General features: G+C 53.8%; 14 protein-coding genes. 4 read left to right on the forward strand and 10 right to left on the reverse strand.

Annotated features, from left to right (window positions below; genetic code table 11):
• Positions 1-44 precede the first annotated feature (44 nt).
• The 4 genes from JYB63_RS01845 to JYB63_RS01860 are packed head-to-tail and all read left to right on the forward strand — an operon-like array spanning position 45 to position 4,075.
• On the forward strand, positions 45-1,775 hold the full coding sequence (locus JYB63_RS01845) for a type I secretion system permease/ATPase (RefSeq protein ID WP_205656042.1): 1,731 nt from the start codon (positions 45-47) through the stop codon (positions 1,773-1,775).
• Positions 1,768-3,066 carry an HlyD family type I secretion periplasmic adaptor subunit gene (locus tag JYB63_RS01850; RefSeq protein ID WP_205656043.1) on the forward strand — a complete coding sequence of 433 codons (1,299 nt, stop codon included), beginning with the start codon at positions 1,768-1,770 and terminating at the stop codon, positions 3,064-3,066. Before JYB63_RS01845 ends, JYB63_RS01850 begins: the two co-directional genes overlap by 8 nt.
• Before the next feature lie 58 nt (positions 3,067-3,124).
• Complete coding sequence (locus tag JYB63_RS01855; protein WP_336510836.1) at positions 3,125-3,544, forward strand: ester cyclase; 420 nt, start codon at positions 3,125-3,127, stop codon at positions 3,542-3,544.
• A 33-nt stretch (positions 3,545-3,577) separates the two neighbouring features.
• Positions 3,578-4,075, forward strand: coding sequence for an MEKHLA domain-containing protein (locus tag JYB63_RS01860; protein ID WP_205656048.1), 498 nt, complete (start codon positions 3,578-3,580; stop codon positions 4,073-4,075).
• Between the two features lie 33 nt (positions 4,076-4,108).
• On the opposite strand, the gene JYB63_RS01865 is transcribed toward JYB63_RS01860, so the two are convergent.
• From JYB63_RS01865 to JYB63_RS01910, 10 genes are all read right to left on the reverse strand, one after another.
• On the reverse strand, positions 4,109-5,599 hold the full coding sequence (locus JYB63_RS01865; RefSeq protein ID WP_243431779.1) for a tripartite tricarboxylate transporter permease: 1,491 nt from the start codon (positions 5,597-5,599) through the stop codon (positions 4,109-4,111).
• Between the two features lie 14 nt (positions 5,600-5,613).
• The gene (locus tag JYB63_RS01870) at positions 5,614-6,225 is read right to left on the reverse strand and encodes a hypothetical protein (protein WP_243431780.1); all 612 of its coding nucleotides are present in this window, start codon (positions 6,223-6,225) and stop codon (positions 5,614-5,616) included.
• Between the two features lie 103 nt (positions 6,226-6,328).
• Positions 6,329-7,288 (reverse strand): tripartite tricarboxylate transporter substrate binding protein, encoded by a 960-nt coding sequence (locus tag JYB63_RS01875; RefSeq protein WP_205656050.1) that lies wholly within the window; start codon positions 7,286-7,288, stop codon positions 6,329-6,331.
• A gap of 57 nt (positions 7,289-7,345) precedes the next feature.
• Entirely contained in the window at positions 7,346-7,837 is a 492-nt protein-coding gene (locus JYB63_RS01880; RefSeq protein WP_205656052.1) for a universal stress protein, read from the reverse strand.
• A 368-nt stretch (positions 7,838-8,205) separates the two neighbouring features.
• Complete coding sequence (locus JYB63_RS01885) at positions 8,206-9,618, reverse strand: aldehyde dehydrogenase family protein (protein WP_205656054.1); 1,413 nt, start codon at positions 9,616-9,618, stop codon at positions 8,206-8,208.
• Between the two features lie 81 nt (positions 9,619-9,699).
• On the reverse strand, positions 9,700-10,989 hold the full coding sequence (locus JYB63_RS01890; RefSeq protein WP_205656056.1) for an alginate export family protein: 1,290 nt from the start codon (positions 10,987-10,989) through the stop codon (positions 9,700-9,702).
• A gap of 218 nt (positions 10,990-11,207) precedes the next feature.
• Positions 11,208-12,122 carry a PDC sensor domain-containing protein gene (locus tag JYB63_RS01895; protein WP_205656058.1) on the reverse strand — a complete coding sequence of 305 codons (915 nt, stop codon included), beginning with the start codon at positions 12,120-12,122 and terminating at the stop codon, positions 11,208-11,210.
• A 497-nt stretch (positions 12,123-12,619) separates the two neighbouring features.
• Positions 12,620-12,898, reverse strand: a complete 279-nt coding sequence (locus JYB63_RS01900) for a hypothetical protein (protein ID WP_205656060.1) — start codon at positions 12,896-12,898, stop codon at positions 12,620-12,622.
• A 309-nt stretch (positions 12,899-13,207) separates the two neighbouring features.
• Complete coding sequence (locus JYB63_RS01905; RefSeq protein ID WP_205656061.1) at positions 13,208-14,230, reverse strand: phosphotransferase enzyme family protein; 1,023 nt, start codon at positions 14,228-14,230, stop codon at positions 13,208-13,210.
• The gene (locus tag JYB63_RS01910; RefSeq protein WP_205656063.1) at positions 14,223-15,545 is read right to left on the reverse strand and encodes an aspartate aminotransferase family protein; all 1,323 of its coding nucleotides are present in this window, start codon (positions 15,543-15,545) and stop codon (positions 14,223-14,225) included. The genes JYB63_RS01905 and JYB63_RS01910 overlap by 8 nt, the downstream gene beginning before the upstream one ends.
• Between the last annotated feature and the right edge of the window lie 110 nt (positions 15,546-15,655).

Genomic DNA, 15,655 nt, shown 5'->3' on the forward strand with positions numbered 1-15,655 from the left:
GACCGGGCCACGGAAGGCTGTGTCTTTGCAGGTACCTGATCTAAATGGCTTCACAAAAAAATACCTACCTCAGTGATGCGCTTAACCTCGTTCGTGGTGCATTCTTCTCTGTAGCAGGCTTCAGCTGCTGCATAAACCTCCTGATGCTTGTCCCGGTTATTTACATGTTGCAGGTATATGACCGGGTGGTTACCAGTGGCAGCCTCAGTACCTTGCTGATGTTAACCCTGATCATGGTTGCCTTGCTGCTTGCAATGGGGTGTCTGGAATGGTGCCGCTCAAAGATTCTGATCCGCGCCGGTGCCCGTTTCGACCGTTTACTGGCGGCTAAAACCTTTGACGTCGGGTTTAAGCAGTCATTGTATTCCGGGGGCCGCAATAACACCGCTGGCAGTATTCAGGACCTCAACGGGTTACGTAGTTTTATGTCCGGTAACGCATTGTTTGCATTCTTCGATGCCCCCTGGATGCCCGTTTATATCGGTGTGATGTTTATATTCCATCCTTTGTATGGCTGGGTAGCGGTGTTCAGCGCGATAGTGCTGGGGGTGCTGGCTGTCATTAATGAAAAGCTTACCCGGAACCTGTTACAGGAAGCCGGTAAAGAAGTCAGCCTGGCCAACGAATCAGTGACCCGTACCTTGTCAAACGCTGAAGTGATTGAGTCCATGGGCATGCTTGGCCGTTTGCGTCAGCGCTGGCTGATGCGGCAGGACAAAGTCTTGCTATGGCAGAGCCGTGCGGCAGAGCGGGGTGCCAGCATTGCCTCGGTATCTAAAACCATCCGGATTACGGTTCAGTCGCTGATCCTGGGGCTGGGAGCCTATCTGGTGATTCAGCAGGAAATTACCCCGGGCCTGATGGTTGCCGGTTCTATTCTGCTAGGCCGTGCCCTGGCTCCGATTGATCAGATGATTGGTGCCTGGAAAGGCTTTGTGATGGCGCGTTCGCAATATAACCGGCTGCGTGACGGCTTACAGAAACTGCTCCCGGAGCAGGAAAATATGGCGCTGCCAACCCCTGTTGGTGAAGTGAGCATTGAGCATTTATCTGTGACACCGCCCGGTGCAGCCAGCCCTATTCTTAAAGATATTTCCTTAAAGGCATCTCCCGGAGAGGTGTGGGGAATACTGGGGCCAAGTGGTGCAGGAAAGTCTTCACTGGCCAGAGCCTTGCTGGGGATCTGGCCACCCTCTGCCGGTAAGGTACGGCTTGATCATGCGGATATATTTACCTGGGACAGAGAGGCGCTGGGGGCCAGCGTCGGATATCTGCCACAGGATATAGAACTGTTTGATGGCACCGTAAGTGAGAATATCTCTCGCTTCGGTGAGATCGATTCTGAGCAGGTTGTGCAGGCGGCTCAGATCGCCGGGATGCATGAAATGATATTGTCCTTTCATGATGGCTATGACACCCGGATCGGTAAAGACGGCCTGATGCTTTCAGGCGGGCAGAGGCAAAGGCTTGGTCTGGCACGGGCTATTTACGGATCGCCGGTATTGCTGGTACTGGATGAGCCTAATTCCAATCTGGATGATCTGGGAGAGCAGGCGTTAACCCGGGCATTGCAGACGGTTAAACAGCAGGGCACAACCATATTTATTATTACGCACAGGCCCTCTGTGCTGGGGCAGGTTGATAAACTAATCATGCTCGCTAACGGTGCTGTTCAGTTACAGGGGCCGAGAGACGAAGTGCTGAGCCGGCTTAAACAGGCACAGGCTGCGATGCAGCAGGTAGCACAGAATAATCAGGGGGCTGTTAATGGATAAGCCGGAACAGCAGGTTAAAACCGGAGACCGGTATATCCGTTTGTTTGGCCTGACGGTCATTGTTCTGACCTTCGGAGTATTTGGCAGCTGGGCGTTTCTGGCGCCACTGGACAGCGCCGCACTGGCACAGGGCGTGGTGAAAGTGGCTGGCAACCGCAAGACTATTCAGCATCTGGAAGGCGGCATCATTACAGACCTTTATGTGCGTGACGGTGACAGGGTTAAACCCGGTGATCCGTTAATCCAGCTCGATGCCACACAGTTTCAGTCGGAATTACAGGTGCTGAAAACCCAGTTGGTGATTTACCTTGCCAATGAGAGCCGCCTGCGGGCAGAAAGGGATGATACTGACAGTATCCGTTTCAGTTCTGAGCTGGATGATACTGATGCCCGTGTTATTGATGCCAAGCAGGCAGAAGTTCAACAGTTTGAGTCACGGCGGGCCGCCCGGTTAGGTGAAATTGATGTCTTCAGTCAGCGTATCCGGCAGCTTGAGGCACAGGTTGATGGCCTAAAGGGGCTGATTGCCAGTAAGCAGGCGCGGATTGCCTCCTATAACGATGAGATTGATGATTACCGTTCTCTGCAGAGCCAGGGGTATGTGGATGCTCGGCGCATCCGGGAATTACGTCGCTTAAAAGAAGAAATTGCCGGTGAAGTGGCAGAACATCAGGCCGGTGTTGCCGGGGTAAAAGTACAGATTGGTGAAGCCCGGTTACAGATCCTGCAGTCCAGTAAAGAATTCAATAAAGAAGTGGTTAACCAACTGGCGGATATACAGGCAAAGATTTTTGATATCCGTGAACGTGTGGTCGCCGTGGAAGATCAGGTGCGTCGAACGCTGATGATCGCCCCTGTGGAAGGCATTGTACTGGGGCTGGCTTTTCATACCATCGGCGGAGTGGTACCGCCGAGCAGTCCGGTACTGGATATTGTGCCCGAAACCAGTGAGCTGATAGTTGAGGCGCAGGTGTCCCCTATTGATATTGACCGGGTCTCAGTGGGAATGAAATCGGATATCCGTTTCAGTTCCTTCAAGAGTACCATTACGCCGGTGCTGACCGGTGAAGTGATCAATGTGTCTGCAGACAGTTTATCGGTAGAGGGTGAGGCGGCTTATTACCGGGCTCAGGTAGCCATTAAAGACTCTCTTGAAAAGCTGCCTGCGAACACCCGTCTGGTACCGGGTATGCCTGCCGAAGTATTGATCAATACCGGCTCCGGGACATTGTTTGATTATCTGATGCAGCCGGCGACAGATGCCATTGCCCGGTCGTTTATTGAAGATTAGCCCTGGGGTATGCTTCACCGGTAGCCGACAATGACACAGCGGGATGCGGAGGATGATCGTGCAGACACCAGAAAATCATAAGCAGCAGGTACGCAAATTCTATGAAGTGCTCTGGGATGCCCATGATAAACAGGCGATCCCTGAGGTATTGCATGAGGATTTTATATTCCGCGGTTCACTGGGGCAGGAGAAAACCGGCCATGCCGGCTTTGGGGAATATGTCGACATGGTGCATCTGGCGCTGGGTGAATATACCTGCATCATCGAAGAGCTGGTGGCAGAAGGGGATAAGGTGTTTGCCAAGATGTCCTTCACCGGCATCCATCGCAATGATTTTATGGGCTATGTCCCTACCGGGAAGCGTCTGACCTGGCACGGTTGCGCACTGTTTACCTTCAGGGGCAGTAAAATTGCTGAAACCTGGGTGCTGGGGGATCTGAAAACCCTTGAAAACCAGTTGGCACAGAACTTACAGTAAGTCTTGAGTTTTCTGCCTATTCAAAGGTTTTATATGTCTGCACCGGATACCCTTCATACTCTTCAGTCACCCGAAATGTTACGTCATCTGGACAACGTAACAGCCAGCTATGCGCGGTTTTTTAATGAGCCACTGATCAGTGAATTAACAGAAGAAAACGCAAGCATTGCTGAGCAACTCTGGCGGGCGGATTTTGTGTTGTTGTCCCATGGGGGCGGTGCCGATCCGGTGTTTAATTTCGGTAACCGCATGGCGCTGGAGCTGTTCGAGATGGACTATGCCGCGCTGACTGCACTGCCTTCACGCAAATCTGCGGAGCCGGTTTCACAGGAAGAGCGAAATCATCTGCTGGCACAGGTCACTGAGTTTGGCTGTATTGATCATTACCGTGGCGTCAGAATCTCTGCTACCGGGAAGCGTTTTTATATTGAAAACGCCCGGGTCTGGAATCTGTATGACCCTGAGGGTATCTATACCGGGCAGGCCGCCATGTTCCGGGAATGGACACCGCTGGAAGATCAGCCGGCCTAAACGCAGAACCGGCTGTTATCTAATGCTTACCTGTTACGGCGTGACCGCCTGCCGGCTTTTCAGCTGACTCCAGGCATAAATCAGAATGGAACCGACCGTCAGCGACAGCAGTGTCAGACTGATTGGCCGGGTCAGGAAGATACTCAGGTCACCGTTGGATACTCCTAAAGCCTGTTTAAAGCGGGTCAGGAATACCGGCCCCAGCACCAGCCCGAGAATGATCGGCACCGCCGGAATATCGTTTTTACGCAGCATATACCCGAAGACCGCAAAGCCCAGCGCGATCAGTGCATCGGAGAACTGATAGTTCTGGCTGTAACTGCCGATGAAGCCCAGTACCAGAATAAAGGCACCGATAAACCGGCCCCGGATGCGGGTCAGGTTGACGATCCAGCGGGTTGCCACGGACAGGTAAAGGAACACGATCACGTTCATCATGAACAGGGAAATATACAAACCGGAAATGAACTCAGGCCGTTCGGCAAACAGGGTTGGCCCCGGAATGTAGTTGTGCACCATGAACACCGCCAGCAGCATGGCCATCAGCGCATCCGCGGGAATACCGAAGGCCAGCAGTGGAATCATTACCGACGCGGTGACCGCGTTGTTGGAGGTTTCTGAAGCAATCAGACCGGCCGGTTCGCCGTTACCGAAGTTTTCCGGATTATTGGAAAACTTCTGCGCCAGGGTATAGGAGAAAAACTGTGAGCCGAATTCCCCTACGCCGGGTAACAGACCCATCACAACCCCCAGTGTGGCGGAGCGGATCACGGTGATTTTATGTTTCAGCAGGGTCAGTGCGCCGCCGAAGAAGCCGTCGCCGGTGAGTTTAGTAACCTGTGAGTCGCCACCTTTCTGGGATAACAATACAAACGCCTGGGACATGGCAAACAGGCCGATAACCGCCGGTACCAGCGGAATGCCCCCCAGCAGCCATTCCTGATTAAAGGTGTAGGTCTGGGTGTTATAGGAACGGTCTAAACCTACGGTGCCAAGAAAGATTCCCAGCCCCAGCATCATAGCGGCTTCGAGCACATGTTTACGGTGTGCAAGTACCACGAAGATCATCCCCAGTACCGCCAGCATGGCGAACTCGGCAGAGCCGAAATGGGTCGCGATCTGTGACAACAGCGGCGCCAATAATACCAGAGATAAAACACTGATGACGCCGCCAACGAAAGAAGCCGTGTAGGCAATCGACAGGGCTTTCTTGCCTTCGCCCCGTTTGGCCATGGGGTAGCCGTCATAGGTGGTTAACACCGCTACCGGGGTGCCGGGGGTATTCATCAGAATGGCTGGAATTGCACCGCCGTACCAGGCACCGCCATAAACCCCCAACAGCAGGGTAACGCCGGCCAGAGGTTCCATTGAAAAACTCAGTGGCAACAGAATGGCCATTACACCGGCGGGTTCCAGCCCGGGAATCGAGCCGATGGTGACGCCGATCAGCGCGCCGATAAGAATCGCCAGCAGCACATTCATGTTGCTGACTTCAGATAAACCGAGCAGTAAGGTTTCCATCATAAATCACCTGAACCTTATAAATACTGATTGGCAAAATTTGCCAGCTCTTCCGGTAACAGCTCATAGAGCCAAACATCCGGTAACCAGACACTGACGCCAACCCTGAAGATCAGAATCAGGGCGGTCACCGTGCCGAGGGTGCAGGCGAACCAGAACCGGTCCAGTAAGCGGCTGAGCCACAACAGGGTGGTGACGAACATCAGGGTCGCCAGGGCAAAACCGAATACCGAGAGGGTATTAATGTAAAGAAAGAATAATGCGCTGGAAAACAGGGCTACCCGGTAGTTACTGAGGGTAGCCAGCAGGCTGTCGATCGGATCAATGCTGCGTAACCAGATCAGCCGGAAGGAAATCATCAGCCGCACGGCAGTGAAAATCATCAGTACACTGAGGCCAATCGCCGGACCGATCATCGGTTGGGTATACCAGCCCCGTTTGGTGTTGACCCATTTGGCTTCTTCGGGCAGCAGGATCAGCAGGGCAGCAGCCACGGCCAGTAACAGCCAGTAAATACCGAAAGTACGTTGTTCCACGAGCGGGGTGTCATGTTCAGCGCTGGCGGAATTGCTGGCATCACTGCTGGCAGGCCCGGCAGGTTTGTCTAAAGGGCTGTCTGTCGCGTTCATAGGCAGGTCGCTCCTGGCAGGGTAAATCAGACATAGCAGAAACAAACAGGCCTGCCGCCGGTTTTAACAGAGGGATAACCGGCGGCAGGCGCTGCGTTTGCAGTTACTGCTTCATGAAGTCCAGCAGATCCTGAGCGGCATCGTAGTCGTCAGAGACAACCTGTTCCGCTTCCGCGCCGGCGATCCAGTACACACCAGCACCGGTGGTTTTCGCCAGTTCCTGAGCGCGGTCTGAGGCCATGGTTTTGGCGGCGATTTCAGCAATGCGTGCCTTGATTTCAGGAGAGGTACCCTGTTTAACAAACAGGCCGTTCCAGGTGGTCTGGCTGACGCCGGTTTGCTCATTCAGAGTCGGTACTTCAGGGGCGATGCTCAGACGGTCACGGGTGATGGCAGACAGCAGTTTTACATCACCGGATTTCAGGCAGGCAATGATCTGCTGAGTGGTGGTGTTAATCACGTCCGCATCGCCGTTAGCCAGGGTAGAGCAGTCGTTGGAATCAAAAGGTGCATCGGATGAGAACTTGATGCCGATTTTATCCGCCGCTTTAAAGGTAATAGCGGTTGGCAGGGCCTGATAACCGAAGTGGCCCAGAGATACCGCGTTGTTTTGAGAGTATTCCGCCAGTTCGCCCATGGTGTTGTAAGGGGAATCCGCTTTGGTGGCGATAACAAACGGGTAATCCAGGAAGATGCCGACAGGTTCAAAGGTTTCTTCATTAAACGGTGCATTGCCCGCCAGTACATGGGTGGTCAGGATATCAGCCACGAAAGAGCCGATAGTCAGGCCGTCAGCCCGGGCGCGGGATACATCAGATGCGCCCACCACGCCGGCACCGCCTGGCTTGTTGACCACGGAAGCCGGCTTACCGGTTTCTTTGGCCATGTCTTCGGCCACCATACGGGTGAGGATGTCTTCCAGGTCGCCGGCAGGCCATGGCACAACAAATTTCACCGGACGGTTAGGGTAATCGGCTGCCTGTGCCTGGGACATCAGTAAAGGGGTTGCAGATACACTGGCTGCAACAACAGCAGTAGAAACCAGATTTATTATTTTTTTCATAATTACCTCTTCTTATTATGGGGTTGCGCATCCTCGCTGCGCGTATGATTGAAACAGTTATTTTTCTTTTCTCAGGGGCACGATCAGCACCGGCACCTGGCTCTGATGGATAACCTTCTGGGCAGTTGAACCCAGGAATATCCGCGAGATACTGTTGCTCTCGCGGTCGCCCATGACGATCATGTCTGCTGCCATGGTTTTGGCTTTATCCAGAATGATTTTGTGAGGCTGACCGATGGATACTTTGATGATGGCCGGTTTGGGCAGGGATACACCGGCCTCCAGTTCACTCTGAACGAAGGATTCGATGCGTTCTGTGATCCGCTGCTTGCGACTTTGCATGATCTGCTCGCTGTGTTTTTTGCTGAGTTTTTCCGGCAGATAGTCTTCGATAATGTCTTCGGTGAGCTCGCTGATGGGCTCCACCGCATGTAAAAAAATGATTTCAGCGTTGTGCTTAATGGCTTCATTCACCGCATAGCGGAATGCCGGCCGGCTGCCCTGGCCAAGGTCAGAGGCATAGAGAATTCGGTTAATGGTTTGCAGCATGGTTATACCTTCGCAACGCTGAGTATCATTGCTATCTATTAGAGAGGATCGGTACCACAAAAAATATCAACCGGATGGTTGATATGTGCAGATTCACGTGGTGCAGGCGAGGGCTTGATAAGGCATAAAAAAAGGGCCCGAAGGCCCTGAAAATACTGCCAGAAGGCAGTAGCAGATTTACCGGTTTGGAGATCAGTGCCAATACCTGTAACGGCACCTGTAAAGGTACCTGTAACGGGGCAGTGCAGGCCCGGTTACCGCTGTATTGCCAGAGTGTATGTCTGAGGCCGGCCTGCGTGATGTGGTACCGGCCATACAAACTGTGCTGTGTTACTGCTGGCGCTCAGGGGGAACACAGCACAGGGTAATTACTTGTTGATGTTGATGATTTGCGGCACGGTGTACTCCAGCAGACCGTCTAGCCCGAATTCCACCCCGAAGCCAGACATCTTGCAGCCACCAAAGGGGGCATGGGGCAGCACTTCTGCGTGGCCGTTAATCCACACGGTGCCGCATTCCAGCTGCGCCGCAATGGCCTGAGCCGCATCCAGATCTTTACCCCAGACAGAGCCCCCTAAACCTACGGAGCAGTCGTTGGCCATGCGGATGGCATCGTCGACTTCGCTATAGGCGATAACCGGCAGGGCCGGGCCAAACTGTTCTTCATCCACCAGACGAGTGCCGTTGCTGACATTGGCAACAATGGTCGGCGGGTAAAAATAGCCGTCGCCGGACAGGGCTTCGCCGCCGCACAGAACCTTACCGCCATTCGCAGCTGCATCGGATACCAGTTCGCTGACGATCTTCAGTTGGTTGGCGTTCTGAACCGGACCGAAGGTGGTGGTGTCAGCCATACCATCGCCGACGGTCTGTGCCTGCGCCAGTTCAACCAGTTTGTCGCATACCGCCTGATATTGGCTTTCATGCACGTACAGGCGTTTCAGGCAGGCACAGGTCTGGCCCATATTCAGAAAGGCTGTCTGGAACAGGCCTTCAGCAATGGCGTCGATATCACTGTCTGGCAGGACGATCGCCGCATCATTACCACCGAGCTCAAGCGTCAGACGCTTAAGGTTGCCGGCGGCACTCTCCATGATGCGCTGACCGGTTGCCGTTGACCCGGTGAACACGACTTTCTGAATATCTTTATGGGCGCTGATGGCGTTACCGATTTCCGCTTCACCGGTGACGATGTTCACCACTCCTGCAGGCAGCACTTCATTCATCAGTTCCACTAACCGCAGGGTATTCAGCGGTGTCAGGCCGGAAGGTTTACAGACAACTGTATTGCCTGAGCGCAGTGCCGGAATGATGTGCCAGATAGCAATCATCAGCGGCCAGTTCCACGGGGTGATGGAAGCCACCACACCCAGAGGCTTACGGTGATTCTCAATGCGCTTGTTGGGGCTGTCTTCAATTACTTCAACAGGAATGTCCAGATCCGCAGTGTAGCGAGCCCATGCCAGAGCACCCTGAACTTCCATATTGGCCAGAAACAGCGGTTTGCCCTGTTCCTGGACAATGATTTCAGCCAGTTCATCCCCGTGCTGCTCAATCTTATCGGCGATCTGACGAATCAGTGTCTGACGGTTTTCATGGCTGCTGTGCTGCCAGGTTTTAAAGGCAGCACCGGCTGCTGCTACAGCTTCGTCCAGCTGGGCCACAGAGGCCAGCGGCGCCTGGGCAACCGTCAGTTCAGTAGCAGGGTTAATCACATCAAACTGGCCGGCGGCACCGGCAACAGAATGTCCGTTGATGGTCAGTTGAATTGCGTCAGACATAGTTTTTCTCCCGGGTGACGGCCAGAACCTTATGAGGGGAATCTGCAACTGGCGTCACCGTATTATGGTTGTTGTTAAGGATCAGAAGGGCACGATGGCCAGTAACTGGAAATAGGTGTTGGTATCGGTGTTATCGACCACGCTGGTTTTGCTGTCCGGGGTATAGAAGCCCAGCAGCGGGCTGATGATCAGATGATCATTCACCACCCATTCGGCATAGAGGTTAACTTCCCGCGCGTCGGAACGTTCCGCCCGGCCGGTGGTGTCTTCAAAGTCGAAATACAGCGCACCGACAGTCAGCGTGTCAGTTGGGTTGGCTTTCACGCCAATGTGATGAACATCAACGCCGGTGTTACCCGGGCCGGCTGCGGAGTAGTTGGCCCAGACTTCACCCTGGAACCAGGTGCCGAAGCCACGGTTAAAACCGGTGAACAGGCTGTCGTAGCCCTTATCAAAAGTGCTGTAGCGGTAGTTCACACTTGGCGACCATGGCAGGTCGGCGAAGGTCCAACCGGCTTCCGTGTACCAGGCGTCGGCATCGGCGGTATTGTTGCCCTGTTCCTGGGTGGCGAACTCGGCGGACAGAAACAGATTTTCTACTCCGGCGTTGCCCTGATAGCGCACACTCATGGTTTCCTGACCATCACGCTGCAGGTTATCGAAGTTACCGTCGGCAATGCCGGTAGGGTCGGTATCCAGTCCTTTCAGGTAAAACGCGCCAAAAGTGCCAATGTCGCTGACATGTTCAACATTGATACCGGCCATTTCCGGGCGGCCCTGAACCTTGTTATCAGATTCCAGCCAGAAAATATCAGAACGTAATCCTGTATCACCACCGAGTTTCAGTACGGCGGTTTTATCAAATGCCTTGCGGCCGGCCAGCCAGTAGGCACCGCCACGGTTCAGGTCGGTATCGACGCCGTTACCGAAGTTGAGGGCGTCATCATTGAGAATGAAGCCGTCGCCGATGGTGATGATCTGACGGCCGATGGAGAAATCCACCATGTCATCACGCCAGCCACCGTATACCTCTTCAAAGCGGGTCTGACGTTCGTCACCCAGGGTGGTGCCGGAGGCTTCACCGTCACCCCATGCGCCGGTGGTCAGAGCGTTGATCTTGCCGTAGAACTGGCTGTTGTTGCTGAGGGTGGTGTGCCCGGAAAAGCCGTATTTAATGGCCGCTTCCTGCCACTGGGGACTGCTGTCCGCATTGCCGTATGACTGGTCACTGCTGAAAGTACCGAAAATGGCTTCGATATCCAGATTCAGCTGGTCACCGTCTTTGTCGATTAAATTAAGTGCATAGCCCGGGGTGCTGATGGTTGCTGCTAACAGCAAAGATGAAAGGTAATGACCTTTTTGCAGTCTCATCAAGTTTTAACCTCTGTCTTATTATTGTTTGGTTAGCTGGCAGCAGGTACTGGCAGCCTGAGGTCTATTTAAGAGCAAAGCGTAAAAGGGGGTAATCAACCAGATGGTTGATCCGGGTGGATTTTTCCGGATGAAAGATTCGGTGGATGTTGAAGGTAAAGAGTTGAGAGAGGAGGTTGCTGACCGGAGGGAATACCGGCCAGCAGAATCAGTTTGGCTTATTCTTTACTGAGTTTTAGGTAGACGCCCAGTGCCATCAGCAGGGCGACAGCGGCCATCATCATCCATACGGCGTTGAGCACCTGGGTATCGCTTTCTGCCAGCAGGGATTTAAACATCAGTAATAAGGATTCAATCGAGATCGCAATGACGATTGCCGACATAAACCGGGTAATGGTCCGCCGGGAGGTATCGTGGTGGTGGATGTCTTTGTTAGACAGCACTTCTTCTTCGAGGATGGTTTTGCCAAGGTCGAAAATAGCCAGCCCGAGGGTAATCAGGATGACGATACCAAAGGCGCCGGTAGTGACGTCGCTGGTGAGCTGAAATACATCAAGTAATGATTTGCTCGCACCTGCCAGTAGCAGCAGGGAAACGATGACCAGCAGGCCGCCAATGATGGCGTATACACCCTGAAAAGCCGGATGTACCCGCTCCCGTAACTGGTCTCCCTTGAGATAAGAAATCAGCCGCTGCAGGTTAAAATTCAGCACCACGTAGCCGGTGACTTCGCCGTTGCTGTTCTGAATCGTTTGCACACAGGAGATGGCCAGCTGGTGGGTGGCGCTGGACAGATAGGGTTCCGTGACGCTGACTTCACGGTCCCGGTGTTGCAGGATCTGCATGTAGGGCCGCTGGCTGCGGTCGCGGCCTTTGCCGGGCTGGCGGCGCTTGCGGTAACTGACATGGGGGCTGAATACGGTATCCATCAGCTGCACGCCGTGACTGTCCAAACTGTACATCAGTTCGATGAAGGGATAGTTCTTGCTCAGGCGCCGTACCGCCTGCTGTTGCTGTTCCTGATCAGAGAGCAGCTGTGCGCCGCTGAGGCTGGCCATCATGGATTCCATGAGGCTGTGCACAGCCTGTCTGTATTGCTGGTAGTGCTCCAGCAACCGTAAATGGTTCTGCATTGTATGTACTCTTCATTAAGCCCTCTGGCCGGATGGAAGGCCGAGTGCTGTGGGTCAAAGGTCCAATTAGTTCAGTGAGAGTACAAAGCAGCGGTCGTCAGGCCAGATCTGCTGTCTGAGCCTTTCTTTGGTTGAAGAGGGTGAAGCGTTTTGAGAAGAGAGGGCCGGTTGCGCAGGAGCAGGTTCCGCAGGTTCTTCAGGGCTGGGTTCCGGCTGGTTTGGGGTAACAGTATTCTGTTGCATGGTGTAACTCCGCATAGATCTTTATTATTTTTGACAGCTGTTCATAGCCGCCTGATAAAAAGCTTACCTCAGCCCGGATGGGCGATTGGCTTGAAATCGCGGCATCTGTGGCTGATTGAACTGAATTTATACTAACTAACCGGTACTAAAGTCTATTGATGAATATTTATTGGGAGATAAAGTTTTCTGATAAAGCTTGCGGAGATAAAGCGGGCTCAAAAGGCCCGCTGGAGAGATAAGGTCAGGTTGAAGTGTCATCCGGCCCTGCGCCTGCCACGGGAAGCAAACTCTCCCAGGGCGGCATTGGTCCGTAACAGAAGGGCGAGAAAATCCTCCTGAGACATAACATCTGCGATAGGTTCAGTGCCACGCTGAATATCGTCGACCTTGTCCAGCTGGCTGCCGTAAATTATGTAATCAGCAGGGTGGCCATAAGGAACCACCTGCAGTCTGCTTTGAGTGTACAGCGCGATTAAACGCTGAATTTGATCTGCGGGTACGCCAATAAGCGAAATGCGTTTGCCTTTGAGCATAATATATTCATCCTTGAATAGTTGTGTTTAAAGCGTCCCGGAAATGATAGGTGGCCTGTTACTTTGATGCAAAATAAATGTGCTACATATCTCTGCAAAATGGGTATTCGGGGCCTGTTTTTCCCGGGTTTTCGGGCTTTTTAAGACCATTGTATTAGAGTTATCAGGCGAAATTAGGTTCAGATGCTTGTTGCTGAAGAGAGATGAAGGGCGTGAAATCTGAGTAAGGGAAACGCCGGTGGTAACTGTAACCGGCGTTGTTTTATGAAGCTGTTGCTGGTCTAAGTGCTTTGGTTTAAGTGTTTTGGTTTAAGTGCTTTGTGAAAGGTACTTTTCAGCCTGATGGCAGGCCCGGCTGATCAGGTCAGTGGTCAGTTCCCGGGCGGTCTCTGTTTCCTGACGGTCCTGAATCCAGCCCAGATAAGTGAAGCCCCGGGCAGTGAGGAAGGTTTCCAGTAACTGCAGGTCTTCGTGCTTCAGGAGGCGTAACTGGCAGTACCCTTCAGTCAGGGCGGTTTTTGCCGTTTCATAGTCCGGTTCCCGGAGCACAAAATACAGAGCGGTTGCCAGTTCAAACATATGCCAGCCGAAACCGGCATCGTCGAAATCCAGCAGGCGCACAGTGTCACCGTCGGTCATCAGATTCTCCGGCACGAAGTCTGCGTGGATCAGGCTGTAGTTCCGGGGGGATTTTTCCAGCGTACACAGTACATTTCTGACTTTGTCTCTGGCCTGTAGCAACAGTGCCCGCTGATCCGGTGTAAGCTGCGGCAGCTCCCAGAAACGCCCCCAGAAGGGCTGTTCCCCCACCAGACCTTCCGCATCCCAGGCCTGCCGTTCAAAGCCGTCGGGCAATGGCCACTGGCTGGCCTGATTATGCAGCTGTGCGGCGATCAGGCCGATTTGTCGGTAGGTGCGGTGAATGCTTTCAGCATCTTTCCCCAGGCCGTGTTCAACACTGCCCAGCTGCTCGCCACTGATCCAGGCGAACAGATCAATACAGCGGGCTTCCGGCACGGCATCAGTCTGGACACTGACCAGTAGTTGTCCGTCGGCAGTGGGGATGACTTTGGGTACCGCGATGCCAGCTTCATCCAGCGCGGCCATCCACTGCAGTTCAGAGCGAAGCGCTGCACTGCTGTGATACCCCGGCCGGTGGATGCGCAGGGCGAAGGTGTTATCTGCGGTGATCACTTTAAAGACGGCATTTTCCCGGTATTTGATCAGGCTGATGCTTTCAGGCGTCAGATCCCAGTGTTGCAGGGCATGCCGGGCCAGCAGGGTGAGCCGCTCCGCCTGCTGGTCCGGGGTGAGTTGGTAAAAATCATCCATGAGCCATTTCCTCCGAGACCTGCTGCAGCACCTTGTCCAGTGTGTGGATCAGCAGATCAGCGTGTTCCGGCTGAAAAGGCATGGGCGGGCGAAGTTTGAGAATAGAGTCATGTACGCCGATCACGCTGATCAGCACACCCTGTTCCTTCATAAGGTTGATGATGCGCCGGGCCTGTTTGTTTGCCGGCGTTTTGGTGACGGGGTCGGTGACCAGTTCAACCCCGAAGAACAGGCCCCGGTCACGAACTTCGCCGATAAGGGGATAACGGGTTTGTAAGCTGCGTAATCCTGCTGCGACGTATTCACCGGTACTGACGGCGTTGGCCAGCAGGTTATCCTGTTCAAGGGCATCCAGCACCGCCATACCCACGGCACAGGACACCGGGGTGCCGCCAAAGGTGTTGAAGTACATTGAATGCTCGGTAAAAGCATTTATCAGCTCACCGCGGGCAACCACACCTGCCAGCGGATGACCGTTGCCCATGGGTTTCCCCAGGGTGACGATGTCCGGTGTAATGTCGTACCACTGATGGGCCCACCAGTGTTTGCCGGTCCGGCCAAAGCCGGCCTGTACTTCGTCGGCAATCAGCACGCCACCAGCCTTGTGCACCAGCGCCGTGGCTTTTTCCATAAACCCGGCAGGGACGTTAAGCAGGCCTTCGTTGGCAAAATCCGGGCAGACCAGCATGCCGGCAAACGGGATACCTTCAGCGGCGAATTCATCAATGGCGCGGGCGATTTGTGCGGCATAGGCATCCGCCAGCTGATCTTCTGTTACACCGTCGATACCCCTATAGCTGTCCGGAATGGCGAAGGCTTTTACCCGTTTGGTATGACGGGCTTCCGGCATGAAGCCGGTGCCGATTTCGGCTACCGCTTCGGTGTTTCCGTGGTAGGCAAAATCCGTGACGATAATGCCCTGGCCACCGGTGTAATGCCGGGCCATGCGCAGGGCCAGTTCGTTAGCTTCACTGCCGGTGCAGGTCAGCATGGCCATGTTAAGGGTATCCGCGAAGGTGGCGCTGAGCCGCTCGGTGTAATCAATGATGTTGTTGTGCAGATAGCGGGTGTGCACATTCAGAGTGCTGGCTTGGCGGTGCATGGCTTCCACTACCCGTGGGTTACAGTGGCCCACGTGGGGAACATTGTTATAAACATCCAGATAACGTTTGCCGCTGTGGTCATACAGCCAGACATCTTCTCCGCGGACCAGATGAAGTGGCTCGTCGTAAAACAGGGGAGTATGGGGGCCGAGGATATTTTTTCTGCGGGCCAGCAGTTCCTGAGCTGCAGAATACGAAGGGGAGTTTTGCATAACAGATACCGTCAAACTGTTGAATCAGCGTTCGAGTATCCGCTTTATTCTGTCTGAGAAGCATCCATCAGATGGTTGAGAGTGGGGTTTAATATAGTTTAACGGAGAGG

This window comes from Aliamphritea spongicola (genome assembly GCF_017051665.1).
In the GTDB taxonomy this organism is placed as follows: Bacteria; Pseudomonadota; Gammaproteobacteria; order Pseudomonadales; family Balneatricaceae; genus Amphritea; species Amphritea spongicola.

What these genes read in the sequence shown, in the direction of transcription:
- JYB63_RS01885 (WP_205656054.1), bottom strand. Translation starts at nt 9,618, where the DNA reads ATGTCTGACGCAATTCAACTGACCATCAACGGACATTCTGTTGCCGGT.
- JYB63_RS01910 (WP_205656063.1), bottom strand. Translation starts at nt 15,545, where the DNA reads ATGCAAAACTCCCCTTCGTATTCTGCAGCTCAGGAACTGCTGGCCCGC.
- JYB63_RS01900 (WP_205656060.1), bottom strand. Translation starts at nt 12,898, where the DNA reads ATGCTCAAAGGCAAACGCATTTCGCTTATTGGCGTACCCGCAGATCAA.
- JYB63_RS01880 (WP_205656052.1), bottom strand. Translation starts at nt 7,837, where the DNA reads ATGCTGCAAACCATTAACCGAATTCTCTATGCCTCTGACCTTGGCCAG.
- JYB63_RS01895 (WP_205656058.1), bottom strand. Translation starts at nt 12,122, where the DNA reads ATGCAGAACCATTTACGGTTGCTGGAGCACTACCAGCAATACAGACAG.
- JYB63_RS01865 (WP_243431779.1), bottom strand. Translation starts at nt 5,599, where the DNA reads ATGATGGAAACCTTACTGCTCGGTTTATCTGAAGTCAGCAACATGAAT.
- JYB63_RS01905 (WP_205656061.1), bottom strand. Translation starts at nt 14,230, where the DNA reads ATGGATGATTTTTACCAACTCACCCCGGACCAGCAGGCGGAGCGGCTC.
- JYB63_RS01870 (WP_243431780.1), bottom strand. Translation starts at nt 6,225, where the DNA reads ATGAACGCGACAGACAGCCCTTTAGACAAACCTGCCGGGCCTGCCAGC.
- JYB63_RS01890 (WP_205656056.1), bottom strand. Translation starts at nt 10,989, where the DNA reads ATGAGACTGCAAAAAGGTCATTACCTTTCATCTTTGCTGTTAGCAGCA.
- JYB63_RS01860 (WP_205656048.1), top strand. Translation starts at nt 3,578, where the DNA reads ATGTCTGCACCGGATACCCTTCATACTCTTCAGTCACCCGAAATGTTA.
- JYB63_RS01875 (WP_205656050.1), bottom strand. Translation starts at nt 7,288, where the DNA reads ATGAAAAAAATAATAAATCTGGTTTCTACTGCTGTTGTTGCAGCCAGT.
- JYB63_RS01845 (WP_205656042.1), top strand. Translation starts at nt 45, where the DNA reads ATGGCTTCACAAAAAAATACCTACCTCAGTGATGCGCTTAACCTCGTT.
- JYB63_RS01850 (WP_205656043.1), top strand. Translation starts at nt 1,768, where the DNA reads ATGGATAAGCCGGAACAGCAGGTTAAAACCGGAGACCGGTATATCCGT.